The organism is Dyadobacter endophyticus (assembly GCF_014641595.1).
Classification (GTDB): Bacteria; Bacteroidota; Bacteroidia; order Cytophagales; family Spirosomataceae; genus Dyadobacter; species Dyadobacter endophyticus.
Window position 1 is genome coordinate 290,906 of record NZ_BMIA01000005.1, and the last position, 23,331, is coordinate 314,236.

Annotated in this window: 22 protein-coding genes; 21 read left to right on the top strand and 1 reads right to left on the bottom strand. The window is 51.5% G+C overall.

Going from position 1 to position 23,331, the window contains the following annotated elements; all coding sequences use genetic code 11:
* The first annotated feature begins 28 nt into the window (after positions 1-28).
* From IEY24_RS28145 to IEY24_RS28225, 16 genes are all read left to right on the top strand, one after another.
* Entirely contained in the window at positions 29-2,497 is a 2,469-nt protein-coding gene (locus tag IEY24_RS28145) for an ATP-dependent Clp protease ATP-binding subunit (RefSeq protein WP_188938621.1), read from the top strand.
* Between the two features lie 41 nt (positions 2,498-2,538).
* Entirely contained in the window at positions 2,539-3,006 is a 468-nt protein-coding gene (locus IEY24_RS28150; RefSeq protein ID WP_188938622.1) for a hypothetical protein, read from the top strand.
* Between the two features lie 42 nt (positions 3,007-3,048).
* Entirely contained in the window at positions 3,049-3,888 is an 840-nt protein-coding gene (locus tag IEY24_RS28155; protein ID WP_188938623.1) for a hypothetical protein, read from the top strand.
* A 40-nt stretch (positions 3,889-3,928) separates the two neighbouring features.
* On the top strand, positions 3,929-5,077 hold the full coding sequence (locus IEY24_RS28160) for a fibronectin type III domain-containing protein (protein ID WP_188938624.1): 1,149 nt from the start codon (positions 3,929-3,931) through the stop codon (positions 5,075-5,077).
* Positions 5,078-5,122: 45 nt separating this feature from the next.
* Complete coding sequence (locus tag IEY24_RS28165) at positions 5,123-5,950, top strand: fibronectin type III domain-containing protein (protein ID WP_188938625.1); 828 nt, start codon at positions 5,123-5,125, stop codon at positions 5,948-5,950.
* A gap of 4 nt (positions 5,951-5,954) precedes the next feature.
* Entirely contained in the window at positions 5,955-7,076 is a 1,122-nt protein-coding gene (locus IEY24_RS28170; protein ID WP_188938626.1) for a hypothetical protein, read from the top strand.
* Positions 7,073-8,392 carry an OmpA family protein gene (locus IEY24_RS32855; RefSeq protein WP_229223305.1) on the top strand — a complete coding sequence of 440 codons (1,320 nt, stop codon included), beginning with the start codon at positions 7,073-7,075 and terminating at the stop codon, positions 8,390-8,392. The genes IEY24_RS28170 and IEY24_RS32855 overlap by 4 nt, the downstream gene beginning before the upstream one ends.
* Before the next feature lie 16 nt (positions 8,393-8,408).
* Positions 8,409-9,419, top strand: coding sequence for a hypothetical protein (locus IEY24_RS28185; protein WP_229223306.1), 1,011 nt, complete (start codon positions 8,409-8,411; stop codon positions 9,417-9,419).
* 75 nt (positions 9,420-9,494) lie between these two features.
* The gene (locus IEY24_RS28190; RefSeq protein ID WP_188938628.1) at positions 9,495-9,794 is read left to right on the top strand and encodes a PAAR domain-containing protein; all 300 of its coding nucleotides are present in this window, start codon (positions 9,495-9,497) and stop codon (positions 9,792-9,794) included.
* Positions 9,795-9,826: 32 nt separating this feature from the next.
* A complete protein-coding gene (locus IEY24_RS28195; RefSeq protein WP_188938629.1) occupies positions 9,827-10,276 on the top strand; it encodes a hypothetical protein in 450 nt (149 codons plus the stop codon).
* A 42-nt stretch (positions 10,277-10,318) separates the two neighbouring features.
* Positions 10,319-11,695 carry a DUF5458 family protein gene (locus IEY24_RS28200; RefSeq protein WP_188938630.1) on the top strand — a complete coding sequence of 459 codons (1,377 nt, stop codon included), beginning with the start codon at positions 10,319-10,321 and terminating at the stop codon, positions 11,693-11,695.
* 6 nt (positions 11,696-11,701) lie between these two features.
* Complete coding sequence (gene tssD / locus IEY24_RS28205) at positions 11,702-12,109, top strand: type VI secretion system tube protein TssD (protein ID WP_188938631.1); 408 nt, start codon at positions 11,702-11,704, stop codon at positions 12,107-12,109.
* A 3-nt stretch (positions 12,110-12,112) separates the two neighbouring features.
* Positions 12,113-12,613: a type VI secretion system tube protein TssD gene (gene tssD, locus IEY24_RS28210; RefSeq protein ID WP_188938632.1), complete on the top strand. Its 501-nt coding sequence runs from the start codon at positions 12,113-12,115 to the stop codon at positions 12,611-12,613.
* On the top strand, positions 12,614-14,452 hold the full coding sequence (locus IEY24_RS28215; RefSeq protein WP_188938633.1) for a type VI secretion system Vgr family protein: 1,839 nt from the start codon (positions 12,614-12,616) through the stop codon (positions 14,450-14,452). It abuts the gene before it with no gap.
* Between the two features lie 47 nt (positions 14,453-14,499).
* Complete coding sequence (gene tssD, locus IEY24_RS28220; protein ID WP_188938634.1) at positions 14,500-14,916, top strand: type VI secretion system tube protein TssD; 417 nt, start codon at positions 14,500-14,502, stop codon at positions 14,914-14,916.
* Positions 14,917-15,015: 99 nt separating this feature from the next.
* A complete protein-coding gene (locus IEY24_RS28225) occupies positions 15,016-15,567 on the top strand; it encodes a T6SS effector amidase Tae4 family protein (RefSeq protein ID WP_188938635.1) in 552 nt (183 codons plus the stop codon).
* Positions 15,568-15,580: 13 nt separating this feature from the next.
* Here IEY24_RS28225 and IEY24_RS28230 read toward each other — a convergent pair whose 3' ends face one another.
* Entirely contained in the window at positions 15,581-16,348 is a 768-nt protein-coding gene (locus IEY24_RS28230) for a TssN family type VI secretion system protein (protein ID WP_188938636.1), read from the bottom strand.
* 78 nt (positions 16,349-16,426) lie between these two features.
* On the opposite strand from IEY24_RS28230, the gene IEY24_RS28235 reads away from it, so the two are divergent.
* The 5 genes from IEY24_RS28235 (at position 16,427) to secDF (ending at position 23,308) form a co-directional block, all read left to right on the top strand.
* Positions 16,427-16,855, top strand: a complete 429-nt coding sequence (locus tag IEY24_RS28235; RefSeq protein ID WP_188938637.1) for a GPW/gp25 family protein — start codon at positions 16,427-16,429, stop codon at positions 16,853-16,855.
* A gap of 1 nt (position 16,856) precedes the next feature.
* Complete coding sequence (locus IEY24_RS28240) at positions 16,857-18,668, top strand: type VI secretion system baseplate subunit TssF (RefSeq protein ID WP_188938638.1); 1,812 nt, start codon at positions 16,857-16,859, stop codon at positions 18,666-18,668.
* A gap of 47 nt (positions 18,669-18,715) precedes the next feature.
* Complete coding sequence (locus IEY24_RS28245; RefSeq protein ID WP_188938639.1) at positions 18,716-19,615, top strand: hypothetical protein; 900 nt, start codon at positions 18,716-18,718, stop codon at positions 19,613-19,615.
* Between the two features lie 208 nt (positions 19,616-19,823).
* On the top strand, positions 19,824-20,216 hold the full coding sequence (locus IEY24_RS28250; protein WP_229223307.1) for a hypothetical protein: 393 nt from the start codon (positions 19,824-19,826) through the stop codon (positions 20,214-20,216).
* Positions 20,217-20,329: 113 nt separating this feature from the next.
* Entirely contained in the window at positions 20,330-23,308 is a 2,979-nt protein-coding gene (secDF, locus tag IEY24_RS28255) for a protein translocase subunit SecDF (protein WP_188938640.1), read from the top strand.
* Positions 23,309-23,331: the final 23 nt, after the last annotated feature.

Consider the following 23,331-nt stretch of genomic DNA (forward strand, 5'->3'; position numbering starts at 1 on the left):
AGTAGCATCCACCCCATCCTATTTATCCATGCAAACCGAAGCACTCAGATACGCGATCACGGTCGCACAGTCGCTAGCGCGCGAATACCGGCAGGAGCGGTTTGGTCCCGCGCATCTGCTCATGGGCCTGCTGCACAATGACGTGGGCCTCGCTTCCGAGCTCGTGATGGCAGGCAAAGACCTCCCATACCTGCGCGACTGGGCAGAGGTACGCCTGGAAGAAAGCGCCAAATCGGTTCGGGTTCCCGAGTTGTCACAACCCGACAACCAGGCCGCGGCGGCGCTCGAACTGGCGGACCTCATCGCATTGCAGTTCAATATCGATACCGATCCGCTTTGTGCATTAGCCGCATTGCTCAAACCCGGCGTGGGTTTTTCATCAGACCAGTTGAAATCCCTGCCCATTACTCAAAAAGAAGTACTGGCCCTTCATAATGCTCCGCCTGTTTCAGGAAATGGGGAAAATCAAAGCACAAAACCGATAGCTTCGGCAGCGAAAGGTACCGGCTATCTGGAAAAATATACTTCCGATAAAACACAGCGAGCCGCCGAAGGTAAAACAGATCCCATTATTGGCCGTGACCGGGAAATCCGTCAGATGGCCGAAATCCTGGGCAGGCGCAGCAAACCGAATGTGATATTAACCGGTGAACCGGGTGTTGGCAAATCGGCACTGGTGGAAGGGTTTTCCAAACTCATTGCAGAAAAAAAAGTCCCGCAATTACTCCAAAATGCCCGCTTGCTCGAACTGGACACAGGCGCGCTCGTGGCCGGGGCATCTTATAAGGGAGAAATCGAAGAGCGGTTAAAAGGCATTCTAAATGAATTGAAGGGCTTTGATAAAGCCATCCTCTTCATTGACGAAATCCACATGCTGCTGGACCCGAAAGGCTCCATTGGCGCAGGGGTTGCTCAATTGCTCAAACCGGAACTGGCACGTGGTGAGCTCACACTAATCGGCGCTACTACGCCGGAAGAATATAGAAAGTATATTGAAAAAGACGAAGCGTTCTCCCGCAGGTTTGAGGTACTCCATGTGGAAGAACCCGACGAAGCCACAGCTACGCGTATGATCGAGCATATGCTGCCCGTTTACGAAGCGCACCATGGCTTGAAAGTCTCCGAAGGCACGGCGGCCGAGGCGGTCAAACTTGCGAAAAGATATGTAAAAGACCGCCGCCTCCCCGACGTCGCCCTCGATCTGCTCGACCGGACAATGGCCGCCATGCGGTTAATGGACGAAGTATCTGAAAATGAGTTAATAACCTTGCAAACCGATCTCGACACACTGATGGCGGTTGACGAGGGCGAAAGACTGCACGAGCTCAAATGGTTTGCCCGGCAGCTGCCCAACAGGCTGAGCCCCCTGCTTACCGGCCAACTCGACGCGAACGACGAAACCGACCTGGATACCTCAGAAGGCATTCATAACCAATTAAATACCAAACTATCGGCATTACGAAACCTCGCCACGCGACGCTCAGATTCGATCAACAAAAACGATATAGCCGCCATTATTTCCCACAAAACCGGCATACCGCTCGGTAAGCTCCAAAGTTCCGAACGCGACAAGTTGCTGGGAATTGACGAAGTATTGAAAAAAAGGGTGGTAGGCCAGGACCAGGCCGTGAAAGCATTGACCGAGGCAATTCTTGAATCCCGCTCAGGCCTCATCAAAGCCGGACAGCCTATTGGTTCATTTTTTCTCCTCGGACCAACAGGAACTGGGAAAACCGAAATCGCGAAAGCACTCGCGGATTTCCTGTTTAACGACGAGTCTTTCCTGATCCGGTTCGATATGTCGGAATTCAAGGAAGAACATTCGGCTGCATTGCTTTACGGCGCGCCTCCAGGTTATGTGGGGTATGAAGAAGGCGGCTTGCTCGTCAATAAAATTCGTCAGAAACCCTATTCAGTGGTTCTTTTCGACGAAATAGAAAAGGCGCATCCGTCTGTTTTCGACCTTTTCCTCCAAATTCTCGACGAGGGCAAGTTACACGACAGGTTGGGGAAAGAAGGTGATTTTTCCAATGCCGTGATACTCTTCACCTCCAACATAGGGCAAGAACATATTATTCAGGAATTCGGCAAGGGTGGCATTCCGCAGTCATCAGATCTGATGGAGATCATGGCTAAATATTTCCGGCCGGAGTTTTTGGCGAGATTAACCGAGATTGTCCCGTTTGCACCGATCTCAGAGGATAATGTGGTTAAAATATTTGATATCCATTTGCGCAGCCTTACAGACCTGCTCGACAAACAGGGTATCAGCCTCAATCTTACGCCCGAAGCACGGAAAAACATCGCGATGCAGGGTTTTACACCGAGATATGGCGTAAGGCCGCTGAAAGGCGTCATCCGAAACCTGCTCCGGAGGCCGGTAAGCCGGATGATCATCTCAGGCGAGGCCGGCAAGGGATCGGTCATTGAAATCAATACCAACGAAAACGGTGAGGTGGTCTGGAATGTCCATCAATCCGAAGGCGTTCTCGAATAGCACCCATTCTATCAAACTATTCACACCTTCCTAGATCGAAAATGAGTGTACTTGGTAATGCAGTCGCACAGTTTGCGCAATCTAACCTGGCTAGCCAGGTTGGAAACGGAGAATGCTGGACCCTGGCCGAACGCGCACTTCAAAGCGCAGGCGCCAGAACATCCACCCAAATCATGGGCCATGTGGGCACGGATGACAATTACGTCTGGGGCACCGCCATCACCTCGGCCAACCTGGAAGCGGGTGATATTATCCAGTTCCGCAATTATAGGTTCCGGTTCGACAGCTCGGATGGTGCCTGGCGGACAGAATCTCGCCCGCATCATACAGCGATCGTGATGTCTGTCGACACTTCCGGTACCGTAGAAGTATATGAATGCAATGTAAATAACAGCAGAAACGTACAGCAAAACCGCCTGTACCTCCGCACGGGTGCCATGAGCGGTGGGAGCGTGACCGTCTCGGGACAAATGTGGTTTTACCGTCCCCAGGAACGACCGACTACCTGACCTTTCCTGCGAGAAGTTATCCATCCAAAAACCTTAAACATTATGCACATTCACCTATTCAGAAATGCGCGACGGTGGGATTCCTGCCTCATCCCGATCGACGATACCACCTTCGGAATGATCTTGCAGTTCAAGGTGCATCTTGTGCGCGTAGAACCGACCACCCGTTTTTTCATGGGCGAAACCTACGCCACCGGAAATGGCATTCTGCATGATACTTATGGCCGTTTCCACCTCCAACGGTGGCCCGACCGCGAATGGGAAGACTACAAGAGTCGTTTTGTTACAGTGGTACAAAGGCACTGGAGCGATAAAATGGTACTAGATCCTAACAAAGATTGGTATGTTCCCCGCACCAACGCAGCGCGCAATTCGGCCATCATTCAATGCGGATTGTCCATTCAGCTGGTCGACTCGGCTGCCCAGGCACATCAAACTTACCGGATCATCCATCCGCAGGAAGATACATTCAGATCTTTTGTAGTCGAAGCCGACCGGACCGGCGTATTCACCCAACACGACCTTGAATCGCACTGGAACGACCGCCGCACCCGTATCGGCTCGGAAACGCACAGCGTGTCGTTTTTGCAAACTACCATCAACCATGAATTTGGACACACGCTCGGGCTGGAACACGTCAATGGGACCGGGAACAGCGACAGTCACTATGGCGTGACATTGTCGGAACGCGAAAACCAGATGGGCATGGGCGGGCTGCTCACCGCACGTCACGCACAGCCTTGGATCAGGCGCCTGCGCAACCACCTTATTCCGCAAACGCATTACGACGCCACGGTTACCTTCCGCGGAAGGGTTGCTACCCCGCAACTGATCGAATATTGGGACAACGACTGGCAACCTGCCCCCACGGCAGCTTCCTGAAAATGAATGATTAAATCCGCTGGATACAGCGATTACAGCCATGCAAAAGTTAACCAGACTACTAATCATTACGGGTATTGCCTTTCTTTTCGAGTCTTGCAATATGTTTGCCCCGGTAGATCCGCTCACACCGGCGGCATCGGAAGTGAGTGTTGAGCAGGTGTGGACCTCGGGCGCGACGGTGAGGGGGAAAATCGAAAATCTTGACCCTAAAAACGACCGCCAGGAAAAGAAAAGCGGCAAGATTCTTGAATACGGCTTTGTTTGGGCTACACAAAACCAGCCTACTCTCGAAGCCGGAACGGTGATTAAAGTAGGAGAAGATAATCCACCGACCCCGTTTGAATTTGTAAGGGAGATAAGCCGCTTGTCTGTGCTGACCACCTATTACGTCCGCACTTATGCCCGGAACCAGGGCGGCGGCGTGGGATATGGCCCGGTAGCGACTTTCAAAACGGACGACTATGTTTTCGCAGAACTTTCAATCGGCAAGATCACAACAACTTCTAAGGCATCGGCGGATGTTGTAGTCAATATCCTGTCACTAGGCAATGCCGAAATCACGTCCTTCGGAGTTTGCTATTCCCCTACGAACAATGAGCCGACGACCAAGGACAGCCGGGCGAATGCCAATGGCAAAGCGACCAAAGGCGCCTTCACTGTCAATGTGAGCGGATTGTCCCCTGGAACTACTTATTATGCGCGTGCATTCGCCATCACGCTGGGTGGTATCATTTACAGTGACGCTACAACAGGGTTTACACTGGGTGAACCTTCTGTTTTTACCCCCAAAAAATCATTCATTATGTACTATTCCAATCCATATGACCTGGATCTGGGCCAACTGGTGTCACAAATGGGCTCCGATGACTGTACGTGGTATCCCTACAATGACAAGCCGGGCATTTACCCGAAGAACGGGGCGAAGTTTGCAGTCCTGGGCAAAGTGAATTTTGATCAGGTTAAATACGCGGATCTCGCGCGGGCTAACCTCTCTCCGAATTTCATTAACGGGAGTTACACCGATACCAAGGCGAACCAGCTGGAAAACGGAACCGTCATCGCATTTCTGACGAATCAGGGCAGGTATGGCAAGATGCTCATCGATGCCCACGGCGAAGATCGCACGCCTGGCACGGCTGGTGGAGGAGATATGGAAGTGACCATTTTGACTTACGACAAACAGTAAGCGTATATACAAACCCGTAACCGGGATTAACTAAGTAGAAACCCCATGAAAAACCGGCTGAAAAGATATGTAATGCTATTGGCTGCTGTGATCTTCCAGTCATGTAATCTCTTTTCGCCCGTTGATCCGCTTCCACCGGCATTTTCGAAACTGGAACTGGTCGATATCAGGCGCACGGAGCTCACTGTAAGCGGCACAATATTCAACCCTGACAGTAAAAATGACCGCCAGGAAAAGAAGAGCGGTGGCATTCTGGAATACGGACTGGTGTATGGAACAACATCTCAGCTGGATATCCAGAAAGATAAGGTGATTAAGATCGGAGAAAAACCGGCGCAGGTCCCGATTTCAATCCAAAATCAGAAAATAACGGGCCTTGCTGCGGATACCCGATACTATGTGGCCCTCTTCGCCCGCAACGAAGGTGGTGGAATTGCTTACAGCGAAATATTGGAAGCCAAAACGACCATATCACCCGCTATTTCCGCTACGCGAAGTTCGGTGAAAATTACCAATGGTCCCGGACTTGCATTCGATTTGGATGCAGGGAATATGATTTCGTCCAGCGACCCAAAAGGAGATGTGATACTCGATCTGTTCACCATTACCGGAAGAGGAACGACGTTGTCGATCACGGGAGCCGGCAATTTACAGCTCAAAAATCTCGGTGTCGTCGATTACGACAAGCTCACCTACCTCGATCTGGCGCTGATCAATGATATGAGCCCCAAAGCCGTCGGTTTCGTTGTCAACACGCAGACGGCCAATTCGGTGATTGCATTCAAGACCGGAGAAGGCAGGCTGGGCAAATGGCGGATAGAATCCATTTCGGGGAATGTGTTAACGATAAGCCTGGCCACGTATGAAAAATAATGGAATGATGAAGAAACTCTTTACGCTCTTGATGACGCTGCTCGCCGTGCAGGCGCTGGCGCAGGACCGGATCTGGCTCGATAACGGCAATCCGGTGCAGGCCAGGCTCAGCCGTGCGATGGACAGCAAGTTGGAATGGATCGCTTCGGACGGCATTCCGCGTGTTTACCATAGAAAACGCTTTCTGATCATATTCGGGTCGGCCGGGCAATTCATGGTGATTTCGGAGCTGAACGAAAGCCCGAACAAGGCACAGACGCAGATCGAGGCATTTTATAAGGCTCCCCCGCGAAATGTAAGTCAGGACATTATCATCAAAAGCGTCCCGCTGACGGTGATCACCGGCAATATCTCTTACGAGAGCGACGAAGTGATCAACTACCTGACGATCGAGGGCAATGCGGCGTCGATCAATAAGGAGGAGGTGGCGACGGTGATTTACCGCAACGGTAGGCACGAAATCCTGCGGGATGTGGTAGATGTGGCCCCCTTGCTCGCCCTGGCACATAAGGATATTGAGAAAAAGGAAAGGGAGATCGTCAGAAAAGAGCAAGATAATACTCAAAATCAGCCGGTTACCAAAAAAGAAGTTCCGCCGCCGCCGAAAGAGCAAACAAAACCCGTACTGACCGACGCCGAATACAAGGAATACAGCGCGAAAGGCATTCGACGGGTGGATGAATTTACGTCCTATCTGCGCATTATCGGAGACAAAACCCAGAAATCGGAAGAAAAGAACAAGGCTGTGCAGCAAGCGCTTAGCTTGTTCGAACCGCAGGCCACAGTGGCTGTCAGCTCGCCCAAAGGAGTGAAAAAATATCCCGTTAAAGAATACCTCAACCGGCTTAAACTTCTGCCCTATTCCAAAATCAACATTACCTGGAACGAGGTCAAATATGTGAGCGAACTGAAACAGGAGGCCGATGGGAATTACTATGGCATTATCGCTGGCCAGCAGGTATTTGAAGGTTACGCGGCAAATGGAAAGGTTGCCTACGGGGATATTACCCGCAAGAATATCCGCGTAAAACTCGAATCGTATCAGAAAACCATCGACGGCAAGGATACGGTGAACTGGGAAGTTTTATTGGGAAATATAGGGGTTGAAACCAACGAGGGACAATGAAAACCAGGCTATACATCATCCTGCTTCTGTTTCAGGCGGCCTTCCAGGGCGTCACCACTTCGCTGCATGCGCAATGCGGTTACCTGGCGGGCAAGATCACCGATATTTCCGGTGCTACGCCGCTCGTCGCAAGCCTCTCGGCCAAAACCGACCAAGGTAAGCAAAGGCTCGGCAAGTCCGACAGCCTGGGCGTATTCAATGTGGAAATACCCTGCCAGATCATCGAGCTGACCATCGAATGCCCCCAGTTTCAAACGCAGCATATTCCGGTGAATATCGACGGCAAAACCGAAGGCACGTTTTTCATCTCATTAGCCATGATGCCTTTGGGCAAACAAACCAGCGACGAGCCCTATGCACAATCGGAACAAAAGCATTTTGAATTGAAAGATTCGCTGAAAGCGGTTTCCATTGTACGGCGGATCGAGGCACGCGATGCGCTGTCCGACCAGCGGCTTCCCGCAGAGATTTGTCTTTATTATACTCAAAAACAGAAAAAAGACTGCTTCGCGCTGACCACGGACCGCCCAAGGGCCGAGATCGTCTTTACGGAAAAGGACATTGTCGCCATCGAAGTCAAATCGGCGGGCTACCAGGCCTACAACGGCAACCTTATCCTCGACAAAACCGATCAGGAGCCACGGACCTACATTATCAAACTTAACCGCCAGCGCACGATCCTTTCGGTGAATATCCTGCAAGCGCAACCGGGAATACTGTGCCGGTTATGGAGCGACGGCCAGTCGGATATTGGGTTGAACCGGGTGAACGACGGCCATTATTTCGCCGAGCTCGTACCGGGCCGGAGCTACAAACTGGGCATAGCGCCCACATCGAGCGCACCGGAACTTGTCACAGCGATGGCATCGGTCAGGGAAGGCATTACCGTAAAAACTTTGCGTGTAGCCGAACGCCCGGCGCCGGCGATTACCCGGGTTGAAACACCCGTGGCCAGGGGCATTACCGCTTCGGACAAGACCCTCTACTTTCCGAGAAGTGACTATAAACTGCCCATGCAATCGCGGACCTATCTCGATTCGGTAGCGATGTATATCCTAGAAAATAAGCACAAAGGCCTGCGCATTACGGGCCATACCGACAATGTTGGCAACGCTGGCCTTAACCTCACGCTATCCGAATACCGTGTGCGGGTGATCTCGCGGTACCTCATCGGCAAAGGCGTGCCCGAAGGTGCCATTGCGGCGGTGGGCGTGGGCAGCAAGTTTCCCGTCCGCCCGAACGATAGCGAGGAAAACCGCCGCATGAACCGGCGCGTGGAGGTGCAGATCATTGATTTAGATCCAAAAAGCAACTGATAATATGAAAACGGGAATGAAAAACTTTACCAGTTTCAAATGGCGGATGGCCCTGCTGGCATTGGGCGTCATGGGCGCCGCTTTGCAGGCCGGCGCGCAAACGCTCTCACGCAGGGACGCGGACGAAATACGTGTACTGGCGCGCGAGAAGGTCAAAGGGCTCAACGATCTGCTCAATGCGATTGCCAACGAAGACCTCAGCAACTACGAGCGCCGCTACCTGATGATGAATAGCTACATGCCCAGCAATGACCAGATTTTCGTCAACGACGGTGTGATCGTAGAGGACGATGTCGATCCGAAACACAAAATCAGTGCTCCGGGCCTCGATACGCCCATCGAAAAGTACCTCAGCAATTTTGACCTATTCTATACCAAATCTGAAACCAACACCATCGAATTTACGAACCTGGTGGTTTCGGATGTCAAAGTAGACAAATACCCGTTTGTCAAAGTTTTTTATACCCAGCATTTCAAAGGCAAAAGCAATAGGGACAATACGCCCTACACGCCCATTGCCCGTGTCGCCGAACTCCGCGCCGACAAATCCGGCAACGATTGGTTCGTGTTCCTGACGCGCGTCGCATTCAATTCGGCGGACATCGCAAAATCAGTGCCGGTAACCCCCAAACCTTCCGCCACTTATGATTCACTGCAACGCAAAAAAGAACCGGTGGTAAGCCAGGCCTCCGACCGCAAGCCGGTTGCGAAGCCCGAGGACGCGAAGGAGGGCGAACGGGTTTTCAAAGAACTTAACAAACCCGATCAGGCCGCCGCCGCAAATGCACGCAAATGGGGGGCTATCAAGCTAGGTGCCGGGGTGGCAGCCCTCGCATTTGGCGCCGTCACTTACAGCATGCTCAATAAAGATTACAAGGACTACAAAAAGCGGATCGATAATCCGGAAGGCCTCACAAGCTACGCAAAACCGGGCATTTACGTCTCGGTAGGCGCAGCGGCGGTCGGGATCGGCGTATCGCTTACGTCGCTCTTCGATTTCAAACGCGCGAAGCAGCTATCGCAGTGACGCGGGTGCGTCCAACAGATTTGTAACATTCATCAGACGGACGGCTGACCACGTACCGCCGAAAATCTAAAAATTATGCCCCAGCCAGCAGCAAGAATAGGCGATATGCACGTATGCCCGATGGTTACTCCCGGAACGCCTCCGGTGCCCCATGTAGGCGGACCCGTGCTGCCCCCAGGCACCCCCACTGTGCTCATAGGCGGGCAGCCGGCCGCTTGTGTTGGCGATATGTGTGTCTGTACCGGCCCTCCCGACTCGATCGTAATGGGCTCTACGTCCGTGCTGATCGGCGGGAAACCGGCAGCGCGCCTCGGCGACACTACCGCCCACGGCGGAAGTATTGTGGTGGGTTGTCCCACAGTTTTAATCGGTTAGTAACAACAGTATTTACTTAATCCCATACAACTATGTTCAACTACGGAATAGGCGGTAATGAACGCAAGATTGACCAATCCAGTGAAGGGATTGCTGATATTCCTCAAAACCGCACCCTTTTCGCCACACAGCTGACCGGCGACCCCGCGCCCCGGCCGGAGATGGTCTACGACCTGAAAACCATCGAAGAAGTTTTCGCGCATTATCAACCGGAAGCGGAAGTAGAGTTCATCACGTCCGACGGTAGTTTTATCAACGAAAACCTGCGGTTCAGGAATCTCGGAGATTTTGGTAAAAAAGGAATTATAGCCCAAAGCGCATTCCTGCAAGACCTCGACGCACGAAATGAAGCCTACCAGCAGGTAGTCAGGCATTTGAAAGTAAACAAAATCCTAAAAGCCGCCTTGGAAAAACCCGAAGCGAAGGCAGCCTTGCTGGGCGTTTTCCAGACGCTGATTAACGAGTTGGAGGAGGCGGGGTAACACATTCAGTCATTCAATCATTCAGTCATTCAAAATTCGATCATGGCAAACGATACAAAAACATCTGATGAAACTGCACCGGTGCAGGAAGCGCTCAAAGAACGTGTAGCCGTTCCGCTGGAAACAGGCCTGCCGCTTCTCGCCAAATATGGCAGCTACGACCTCGTGGAAACGATTATTGAGGGTGCGGCGAACATTAACCCGGAAAAAAAGGCCAGGAAAAAGATATTTCTCACCGAAGCCGACAAGAAGAAAGAACGCCAGCAACTTAAAAAGCGGTTGGAACTGTGGTCTGAGCTGCTGAGCAGCTCAGAAAACGTACCGGAAATGATAGAAGCCGGCCAGAAACAGGCGGATTCCGCATTTGCATTGCTGAAAGAAAACCTTGGTAAAGCTGTTGAGCAGATCCGACCCCTGGAACAATCGTACCGCTCGGTGGCGATGTTTTTCAAAAATACAGAACAGGATAAGGTCAAAAATGTCACATTCCTGAATGCCGCCGCCGATCAGTTACAAGATCTTGATGTCACCACATTCATCGACGCCGTTGGCGAGGAGCTTGCTTCGAAATACGACCGTCTCGATCTGCGCGAAAACTATTCGATCCTGAATGTGCCGGGTTACCTGGGTTCTGGAAAAGTGGTGGATAAATGGGCGAAACTGGCATACAAGAACAAGACGATGCTCTTAACCGATTTCATGCACCTGGATGCGCCGGAAGATGTCATGGAGCTTTTTGAATCGGCTAACCTGACCGGCGGCGCGGCCCACTTGTCGAACGTAATGATGACCTGCAACTGGCTGGTCGGTCGTGCAAAACACGACGACCTGGGCGAAGAGGACGATTTGTACATTCCGCCTTCGACCGCGTTGGCTGGTAATGTGTATAAAACCCTGATGTCGCAAGTGGCTGCCGGTAAAAAACATGGCACGCTCAGCGAAGTGGACGGCGTGCGTTTCCCGCTCAAAAAGTCGGAAATCGCTGATCTGGAAAAAATGGGGCTGATCCCGATGGTGAATGAGTACAGCAAAGTAATGGCTTTCTCGGCGAAGACACTCTTCAACGGCGACAACGTAGGTTTGCAGACATACTCGGTAGTCCGCGTTTTCGACTACATCACCAAAGTGCTGATCGACTTCCTGAACCGCCGGGCGTTCGAAAACTTCGACTATAATACCAAGAATGACCTGAAAAAGCAGATCATCAAGTTTCTCGACAGCGTTACCGGCCCCGGCAAACTCATCGAGAAGTTCAGCGTGATGCGTTTCGAGCAGGATAAGGACCAAAAGGACAAAGTTTACCTCGACATCCACATGGTACCCTATTTCCCTGCGAAAAACTTCATGATCGCGCTGACCGGACAAAAAGGAGATGACTTGGACGCTGCGGCCTGGGCGGCGGAATATGCGCAACAGTAACCGACCATGCCTTTCAGCACCAACGTAAAAATCGACGGCGACCACGAGTACAGCGTCATGTTTATGCAATTCGAGTTGCATCAGACGGTGGACGACGCGATGTCCATTACCTCGCCGATCCAGTGGGCGCATTTATACATGGAGCTGGAAATGGTGCTCGACGATTTTCTGATTGAATGGGCCAACAAGCCATCGCAGAAATACGATCTCACGGTGGAACAGTTTGGCGAGGTCGGCTCATTTAAAACGCTCAGTTTCAAGGAGGCGGTTTGTATTGAATTTGTGGAAATGTTTGACGACGGGACCGATGACCTCGATAAGGCGCTTGCCAACCGGTTGCAGAATTTTATCACCTGCATTACCGTGACGGCCGGCAACGTAGAAATCAATGAAGCAAAACTCGAAAACTTTTAGCACATGGCCGACCAGGACGCCAGCATCGGGGTCGAAGCGCACCTTACCCTCGATGGGAAGGAATTTACGGTCAGAAAGATCGCATACGGCTGCAACCGCAATGCCGACGAGCGCGGGAGCCCGACGGATTCGCCCAAGGCGCGGCTGATACGCATGACGATCACCCCGACGCAGAACGACGATTTCGCATTGCTCTACGACTGGGCATTTAAAAACGACCGGCAGCTCAGCGGGCAGGTGGAGTTCAAATACGACAACGACTCGCAGGTCCTGCGAAAAATGGAGTTTGAAGAAGCCTATTGTGTGGGTTTCCGGGAATCGTTCCGGGCGAAGCGGTCGACGATCCGCGGACATCAGCTCGCGCACGTGCCGGACACCAAAGGCTATTTGCCTCAGCACCGGGGCAAGGACTATTTCCTACGCGACAGCAGTCTCGCATTGGTTTACGAGCTGGTGATTTTACCTCAGAAAATCAAAATCGGACAGGTTGAAATAAGCAGCTAAATGGCACGACAGGTTAACACGAGCATTGAAATCGAAGGCGGCGTAGAGATTACCCGGCACCTCGGGCTGGTGATTGAGCAGGATTTGTTTGCGCATCACTGGTTTGAGCTACTGGTCCCGTTCGATCAGCTGGAAGACGAGGGCGAGCACTTTTTCAATCGTTCGCACCGTGCGGTAATGGGCAAAAAAATCACTTTTTCTTTCAGCCCCCGCCTCGGTTCCGCTTCATTCGATTTCGTATTTCAAGGCATTGTGACAGAAATCCGCCTGAGAAGCCTGAGCGACATGAGCAGTGCATTTGTGCTGAAAGGATACAGCCCCACTATTGTACTGGAAGATTCCGTGCAGCGGCGGTCGTTCCTGCGTGGCACGGTTCAGGATATTTTCAACACGGTGCTTCAACCCTATCCGCAAAATTTGCTCAGAAAACAGCTTAATCCCGAAAATGGAGGCAGGCAGGTCCCATTTACCCAGTACAATGAAAGTAATTACAAATTCCTCTGCCGCGTTGCCGACCGCTGTTGCGAGTGGTTTTACTACAATGGGCGGGAACTTGTGCTCGGCAATAACAGCTCAGAAGAGGTTGATTTCCTGGTGGATGGCTTGCAAAATTTTGATGTAGCACTAAAACTGCAACCGGCTGCATTCAGCTTTGAAGGATACAATTATACTATTCCCGAAGCATTCACCGGGCAATCGTCGCAGCAGAATGTCGACGGGCTGACGTCCCTCAGCGAGTTTGCATTGGAACAGTCGGATAGTCTTTTTGCCCAAACCTCCCTCCTGCCGTCCCCCGAGATCGCGGGCGGCCAGGGCGAGGTCGACGAGCTTACCAAAATGGAACGGTCGGCAAGGGTTACGTCGATGGTCGATTTCAAGGGCTCGGGCGAAGCGCCTACCATGAGTGTCGGCACTGTGCTCGCGGTGAAAGGACAGCGGTTGAACGAGCGCGGCGAGGAATACGAAGAAAATTTTGGAAAGTACCGGGTCGTGCATATCCGTCATGAGGTCAACACAGCCGGGAGCTATCAGAATACATTCAATGCGGTGCCCGAGTCGGCCCGGCATCCGCCCAATAATCCTAACGTACGCAACCCGCTGGGCGAAACGGAGCAAGCGGAAGTGATCGCCAACGACGACAGCGAAAGCCTCGGGCGCGTACGTGTGAAGTTTTTTTGGAGCCAGGGCAGGCAACAGGACCAGGAGTCGATATGGATGCGGGTAGGGACGATTCACAATTCGACCGGGCGCGGCGTCAACTTCGTTCCGGAAGTCGGGGCGATGGTAATGGTGGGTTATGAAGGCAATCTGGCCGAAAATCCGTTCGTGATGACCTGTCTTTATCCAAAACCGGAAGAGGACATCAACTACACCTCTGATAACAACGACATTAAAGTGATCGCGACGCGTTCGGGCAATATGGTCATCTTCATCGACGAGGATGGCGATGCCAAAATTCAGATCGGTAACCGCGAGAAGGTGGACACATTCCTGGAATTCGCATTCAAAGACGACGGGAAAATCAGCTTGCACGTAGAAAACGGGCTTCTGGAAGTCAAAACCAAAGAAATTACCATCGAGGCGACCGAGGACATTACGGTCAGTGCAGGCGGAAAATTTGATTTGCATGCCGGCGAAATCTCTATCAAGGCCGATCAGAGTATCAAAATAGAAAGCGGCACCGACACCAAAATCAAGGCGGGCACCGAATTGGACACCGAAGGTACCGCCAGTGCTAAAATGAAAGGGGCGCAACTCAGCCTCGAAGGTGACGCACTTGCCGAACTGAAAAGCAGTGGCACCACGGTCGTGCAGGGTTCGCTCATTACACTTAATTAAGTCAATATATCCATAATCAATCCATTCACTTTTAAACACTTACAACTATGCCAGCTTCAAGTTTTGACGCCTATTTCACCTGGGATGGCGGCCCGTCGGGCGACGGGATTGCAGTGATCTCATGCAACTATTCTTTGTCACAATCCATAGACGATAAGGGCCGTGTTTCTTCCAAAGTATACGGGGGAACGGTGTTCATTCAGGTAGATTCATCCAGCGCTTCCGACAGTCAGGGTCTTTGGGAATGGATGATAGACCCGGACGGCAAAAAATCCTCAGCGAAAATTACATTCAAGAATGTAGACGAAGAGCAAACTCAAAAAGAACTGGAACTTACCGATGTCTACTGCGTACAGTATAGCGAAAGTTTCATCGAAACAGGTTCGATGCCGATGACTACCAGCCTGACATTGTCGGCCAGAGAAGTGAAGTTGTTCGGTACTCCGCATACCAACCGCTGGTAAGCCGAGAACTATGCCGTTGGCGGTGTGTGATCGCATACCCCGCCGACGGCCTCTTGCCCAAATTGATTCGTGCCAGTTATACCGTAAATTTCTAACGTCATGGTAATATGTTCGGAATATGAAATTTTGGAGCGCAACCATCTGAATTATAAACAGATTCATAACCAGGGAGTACTGAGCGGCGAGGTGGGCCGATTTTTTGAAACCAAGGACGCAAAAGGGAATTATAAATACGAAACTTGCTGCGTACAAATGAGTTACGCATTTAATAAAACCGGACCCATGATACAAAATGCGGGGATTTTGCCGGGTAATCGCGTCATGACGGACGACCATGGAATGGAATATCTCCTTAGCGTTCCCGATATGAGATTATATCTGACCAGAAGTTATTTCCCGCCTGAAATTTATTCGGGAATGGGAAGCGCTCGGAACCTTGCCCAGAAAATCGGTGGAAGAAAAGGCGTGATCGCTTTCGGAGGGCGTCATATCGATCTTTGGAACGGCCGTAATTTTCAGTCCGGCGGTACGGGGCTCTATCTCGAAAACGTCCTTTGGTTGGATGTCGACACCGACAATGCACCTCGTATCATTTATTTCTGGGAAGTAAAATCTTTCCTTACCGTGTTGGAAGAGCTGTATAATTTCTGATCCTTCCCCCGGACTAGCCTCTGATGGCCACGATCGTCTCGTTATCAACAATGTGATTGGCCTGAAACGTAAGGTCAGGATCCATGTAAACGCGGCGCTTATACCAGGGTTGTTTTTTGTAAAACAGCCATCCGTAAGAAGTGCCGTCGGGTCCGAGGTATTCGACCTGGCTGGCGGGGTTGCGGTCGTTGTAGTCGTTCAGGAAGATAAAGAACAGCTCACCGAAAAGCATAGAATGGGGGGCTTTGGCGCGGAAGTTCGTAAATGCGGGTTCATCGGCCTTTTTGGTAAACTCGAACTGGATCACCAGCACGCGGGAGAGATCGAGCAAGTCCATATCCGGCAGCGGCTGACCAACGGGGTAATACCACTTTTTGTAGTCCCTGAGTGGTATTTCAAGGTAATTCTGATAAACTCTCGCGACGAAAACCGGGAATAGAAACCCGACCAGCGCGGTGGCCATCCCTAATCCCTTGGAAAGCTCCTGGACTAGTTTATGGTAAAGAAAAATCACCAGGAGCGCTGTCAGTAATGTAATCAGTAATGTAAAACCGATTGCCCTGGCGGAACGGTTCTCAAAAAGGCTGTCAAACCATTGCGAGAGCAGGTAAACATGCAGAATACCGAATACCAGGAAACAGCCCATGGCCATCGGGTAGGCATCCCGGTAATCGATCACCCAGAAACCCAAGGCTCCTACCAATGTCAGCACGGCTATCAGAACGACTGCATACAATAGTTGAAGACGCTGCGTGACAGTTTTAACAAACGGAAGGTTCATCGGGGAGGTCGGAAGTTGGTGAACAGACAAAAATAAGCCAGACTTTCATTAATACAACCACAAATTATTAAACGCCTGATGGAAGATCAAAACTATGCTCTGCCGCTCTCCCTCGACCGCATCGTGGGCGGCTTGCTGCATCCGAAATGCCCCGACAGAGAGGCGATCCATCAGCATTTGTACCTTTTGATGGTTACCCATTTCGACGAAAACCGTTTCGATAGCCGCTACGGCTGTGCGCTCTGGGAGCATGATTTTTCGGTTTTATCTCAAATTAAATGGAAAGATCTTATCCGCGAATCGCTCGAAGAGGCGGTGGGCGCCTACGAACTACGACTGACAAATGTAAAAATAAGGGTTGAAATGGAGGAATTCGAGGTATTGACCAAAACGAACAACTATGTCCGCAAGCGGGTAGGCATCGAGATCAAAGCGGTGATCCGGCGGACCAACGAGCCATTCGTATTCTTTGAACGCATTTTCATATCTCCCCTATCCCTTGAATGACATGCCTGAAACACGCAACTATACCAAGGAAAACATCTCGCGCAGGCTGATTAAGCGCTGTGCCGAGCTCTGGGGCATCGACGACGCCCAGGCCGATCACTTCGACCCGCTGGTGAGACTGCTGGTGGAGGCATGTTCGGTGGAATTTGAAAAAGTTGGACAGGAAATCGAGCAGACCGAGCTTCGTCTGATGATACGGCTCGCCGAAATCCTTTCCCCCGAAACCCATAACGGCCCGCAACCCGCCACGGCAATCGTGCAGGCGCGCCCGCAGGAACCCACGGGCTGGATCGAACCTGAAAACCAGCTGACCGGCAAGCGCGTGAATGTACGGAAGGGTGAAACGGCCGAAGCGCATTTCGCACCCGCCGGCCGTTACCCGCTGGTGAATGCGACCATTGTACAATATGCAGCGCCACAAGGACTTTTTTCTCTGGAAAAGGGGGCAAAAACATTGGTTTCCAAAACGTTGCCACTACCCGGAGGCGAGCAAAGCATCTGGCTTGGGCTGGAAATTGATCCCGGTATTACGTCGTGGGAAGGTTTCCGCTTCTATTTCAATTGGGCGGGTGATGTGGCAGCCGGCGATCCGGCGGAATATCAGTACCGCGAGTTTTTGAAAGCAACAAGATGGTCGGGAAATGGCAAGCAGCTACCAATGCTGAATGGCTTGCAAGACGGAGCGATTGACGATGCTATCCTTATATATAATGATAGTTTCATGCGTATTAGTAGCGACGATTCCTGGGAAAAGGGGAAATCAAACGCTGAACCTTATCCCGAGGCATTTGAAGGAATGTTCGACACACGCACATTGCAAATGTTGAAAAAGCCTCTGGTATGGATCCAGGTAACCTGGCCGGCCATATTTCCAACGGCAGGATTTGAACAAATGAATGTTGCATTGAACGCATTTCCGGTTCAGAACAAACAACTTAACAAGATCACCTACCGCCTGCAAACCGGCCTCAATGGCATCGCACTACCCACCGGCGATGCCTTTATGGGTATTCAAAATGTTATTAACCAGAAAAATCAGGTCTATACCGCCTCTGAAAAAAACCTCTATACCGACGAAGAGGCCCAGCTCCGCATTTACACGCTCCGCAGGCAGGGCATCGGCCGGTTTGACAAACGTGACGCGCGTGCCGTGCTGTACCAGCTCCTGGAACTTTTGCGCGACGAAGTGACCGCTTTCAATGCCATTGGCGAGGACTTCCTCGCGTCCATTCTCCGCGAAGTCGCGCAGAATATGGCTCGGATCGAGCAGAAACTAGGAGTCAAAAAAGCCAGTGAAACCACAGCACAGCCGTTTTTGGTGATCCGGGGCGATAAGAGCCCCGATGTACTTTTCATTTCCTACTGGAGTACATTGGCCGAACAGGCCAACGGAATTCCTGCGGGTACCCGGCTGCAATCATACGCCGCCTCGGGCGTGAGCGGAGCGGACATTGTCATGCTCACGCGGTCGTCGGATGGAAAAGCCAGGCCGGACGAAACGGATTATGTGAACCAGCTCAGGAAGAACATCGTCACCCGCAACCGGCTCGTAACGCTGGAAGATGTACGCGCATTCTGCGCCGCGGAGCTGGGCAATCGGCTGCGGAAGGTGCAGGTAAAGCCGCATTTCATGCCAGGCAAAATGCCCGGGCAGGGCTTTGTACGTTGTTTACAGATCGGCCTCACACCAGCTTCAAATGCACGCACAAGCGAAGACTGGGCCCGCGAATGCGAAGTGCTGCAACTTAAAGTAACCCGCCTCTCGACCGGCATGTATCCCATCCAGGTCATCACAATCCCCGGCAATACCTAACAACACCCGACTATAACCGAGAACTTCCGACTACAAACCAGCCCCAAATGGAACTCCGTCCCGACCTGAAAGCCGAATTTATCGCAAGCGCCTGGCTCGAAAACGCCATTCCGCCCGGGCAAATCCTTTTCCGGCCGCTGGGCGATTTCAAAAGGCGCAGCCACCACGACATCGAAAACACGCGCGAGCTCGAACTGGGGAACTTCAAAGGGCAGGTAATAGAGTCCAACCGAAGCGGAATTTACGACCATTTACCGGAGCAGCTCTTTCATTTGCCATCGTCGTCCAGTTTGAATACGGTCAAAAAGAAAGTCGATGAAATACGCCTGCAACGCGAGAAGGAGCAGAAATCACGGCTGTTCTTCCTCCCTTTGGAACAGGAGTTTTTTCTCAACCGGGTGAGCCTTGCGCGCCTCGAACAATGCGCCTGGGAGCTTGGCGCGGATTCGGGGTTACTCGAAGAACTAAAAACATTCTGGCAGGCACCCGCATCGCTCGACGAAAGTGTGTTCGTGCAATTGCTCCCCTTTCTTCCTCTCGTTGCTCAGAATCGCGGTAATCTCGACAAAGCCGCGGAAGTCATGTCCGCTGTATTGCGGTTACCCGTTGATTTCCAGACTATTTTCGGCTTAAAATACTATTTTGAGTCCAGCGCAAGTATGGGCGATGCCTTGCTGGGTGCTGATACGTCGCTCGGGGGCGAGCTGGACACCTATTTGCCACAAATCAATGTCGGGATAGAAATTCCGAGTCCCGCCGATCTTGACAAATACCTGCATAACAAAAATTTCGACATGTTGGTAAACTGGCTGCTGGGCTGGTTTATCCCGGTGGAATACGATTTCGCTGTTTCACTAAAATTGCCCGCCGGAGTATCCGCTTTCGCCCTCGCTTCCGACGACGGCTTTTCAGTTCCGTTGGGCTACGCCACATTGGCAGCAGGCTAGTATTCCCGTCAGAATTCCTACTGATGCTTTTATTTTATTGATTCTCATTCGCTTACGGAATAGTAACCGAAAAGGTCGTTTTTAACCAAAAGGCAAGTAAAACACAAGTTATTAACAAAATAGTAATATCGGCTACCAGGAAATTTATCTTGCGATTCTAATTTTTTAGAATCAAATTTGCGGTTTCATCGAAATCCCGAATCTGAAAGTGAAGACCGTACGATTGTTTAACCAGGCCATCAGCTTAATGCTAGCCGTCATGTTGCTGACGGTAGCGGGAGCGCGGTCATGGTCGGATCACACGGATCGGGGAGCCTGCCACGGTGCCAAAACAGAGGCCATTACCAAGGATCTTGCTAAAAAGGCCAATGCCCAATCGGACCGGTCGGAACAGCCGGAGGTGAGTGCGCTCAGTCTGAATGCGGTCATAACACCCGCTATTTCTTTCGATTTTTATCAATACCTGCATTTTTTACCACAACCCGTCTGGCATTTCGTTGCCAAGCAACTCGTTGTCCGTACCGCATTCAGCGAACCGGTGTTCCTGGTCTCCTGTTTCGAGCGGGTCTTCGGCAGATTTATCGTCACCAACGCCCCGTAGCGTAACCGCGGGCTAACAGGCCCGTACGTACGCATGCCTGTGCCATTTCACCAATTCCGGCCGGGCGGTTTCCAGTTGTATTCAAGCATTTCAATTAAATTTTCCATTTCAAAATGACCAACAAGAACGGGATAATCGCGTTGACGATCGTCATCGCCCTTATTAGCGTCTATAATCTATCCTTCACTTTTGTGTCGCGCAATTTCAAAAGCAAGGCGGTGGCCTATGCAACCGATGCGAAAGGTGAGGTAGATGTGACCAAAAAACAGCATTATATCGACTCCCTCTGGCGTGAAGAGGTGTACCTCGGCCATACTTTGCAAGAAGTAACGGAACGCGAACTGAACCTCGGCCTCGATTTGCAGGGAGGTATGCACGTGGTATTGGAAGTGGCACCCGCGGACATCCTGAAAGGAATGGCCGGCGGTAACGCACGCAGCGTAGCTTTCCAGAATGCGTTGAAAAAAGCCGGGGAAGATAAATCCGCTAACAACAGCACATTTATCAACCGTTTTGTAAGCGCTTATAAAGAAGCTGCTCCAAACACCAGCCTCGCTTCGGTATTCGCTACCAGCGCCAACCGCGGCAAGATCAACAGCAACTCGCCGGATTCGGACGTGATCAAAATGCTGAAAACGGAGATCGACGGTTCTATCGACCGCGCATTCCAGATCACACAGGCACGTATCGACAAATTCGGTGTAACGAACCCGAACATCCAGCGTCTGCCCGGCCAGAACCGCGTTTTGGTGGAGCTTCCGGGTGTGGATAACCCCGAGCGTGTTCGCCGCCTGCTTTCAGGTGCTGCAAAACTGGAATTTGCCGAAGTATACCTGACCAACGAACTCGGTGCCGGCCTTGAAGGCCTTGGCCGTTATCTGACACAGCAAGCCGAAATCGAAAAAGCTGCTAAGAAAACCAGCGCACCTGCCGCTGCCGTTTCTACCGATACAACCAAAAAATCAACAGACGGCGGCCTGGCTGCCCAGTTGGAGAAGAAGGCGGATTCTACTGCCACCGATTCGGCTGCATTGGCCGCTCAGAGCGCTGCATTGACGAGCCTTTTCGTACCGATGCCGCAAGGCCTTGGCGTTTACCTGAAAGACACTGCACGCGCCAGCGAAATCCTGCGTCGCCCCGAAGTACGCTCGCTTTTCCCTGCGGACCTTGTATTCATGTGGGACCGCAAAGGCACCGAAGCAGGTGGCAACCAGTTGATCCTGCCTTTGTATTTCATCAAGAAAAGCAATGGAGAAGCTGCCATGGAAGGTGACGTGATCGTGGATGCAACGCACGACTACGACGACCGTGGCCGTCCGGAAGTAACCATGCGTATGAACGGCGAAGGTGCACGCAAATGGCGTTCACTTACTGCCCGCAGCGTTGGCCGCCCGGTAGCAATCATCATCGATAACCTCGTTTACACTGCTCCAACCGTACAAGGAGAGATCCCTAACGGTAACTCGTCCATCACCGGTAGCTTCACTGTGGAAGAAACCAAGGATATGTCGAACGTGTTGAAAGCCGGTAAACTGCCAGCTCCAACGCACATTGTGGAAGAAGCCGTTGTAGGTTCTTCACTGGGTGCCGAGGCGATTAACGACGGTTTGTGGTCTTCTGCGGTAGGTCTTCTGATCGTTCTCGTCTTCATGGTGGCCTATTACAACCAGGCCGGATGGATCGCCGACATTGCCCTTTTGATCAACTTGTTCTTCCTTTTGGGCGTAATGGCTTCTCTCGGAGCCGTATTGACGCTCTCGGGTATCGCGGGTATCGTGCTTTCAATCGGTATGGCGGTGGATGCCAACGTACTGATCTACGAAAGTATCAAGACTGAACTGGCGGAAGGAAAACCATTTGCGCAATCGATCCGTGACGGTTTCAAGCATTCATTGACCGCCATCATCGACTCCAACGTTACCACGCTTTTAACAGGTATCATCCTTTACACATTCGGTACCGGTCTGGTATTGGGTTTTGCAACAACCCTGGTATTGGGTCTTTTGACATCTTTGTTCAGCGCGATCTTCATTACGCGACTGCTGCTCGAACAAAAGCTCAAAAACGGCAAAACTTTCGCATTCACGAATACACTGACTAAAGGCTGGTTTCAAGACAATCATTTCGACTTCGTTTCGCAACGCCGCCGTTTCTACATCATTTCCGCGATCATCATCGCAATCGGTGTAGGTTCATTTATATTCAAAGGTTTCGGCTTGGGTATCGACTTCAAAGGTGGCCGTTCTTATGTGGTGCGTTTTGAAAACAATGTGGATGCGGATGCGCTCCGTGCCAACATGGATGAGGTACTTGGCTCGACTACGGAAGTAAAAACTTTCGGAGGACAGGATCAGGTGAAAATCACTACACCTTACCTTATCGAGGATACGACCCCGGAAGCTGACCAGAAAGCGGAAACGAAAATCATTGAAGCAACCAAGAAAATCGCCAACAACCCTGCCAAGATCGTTAGCTCGAACAAAGTAGGTCCTACCATGGCGAAAGACACATTGTGGAGCGCAGTTTACGCGGTATTGCTTGCATTGGCAGCCAACTTCGTGTACATCCTCATCCGTTTCAAACGTGTAGCGTTCTCGTACGGTGCGGTAATGTCCCTCGCGCACGACGTGGTGATCATCCTTGCGATCTTCTCGTTGTTCAACGGCTGGTTACCATGGTCACTGGATATCGACCAGGCATTCATTGGCGCGATCCTGACTATGATCGGTTATTCGATGAACGATACCGTCGTAATTTATGACCGTATCCGTGATTACCTGGCCGACGAAAAGTCGCGCGGGCAAAACCTGTCGACCGTTATCAACAACGCGTTGAACAGTACTTTGAGCCGTACGGCTGTAACCGGTATCTCGGTAATCCTCGTATTGATCGTTCTGATGATCTTTGGTGGAGCCGTGATCCGCGGATTTACCTTCTGTATGCTGCTTGGGGTAATCGTGGGTACTTACTCTTCACTCTTCGTAGCAGCACCGATCGTGGTTGACTTGCTGCAACGTTCACAGAAGAATGAGCCGGCACCGGCGGTAGCGACTGACGCTGCGGCGGCGGCAACGAAAAAAGTTAAGGCTTAATATAAAAGAATAAAAGAGGGTAA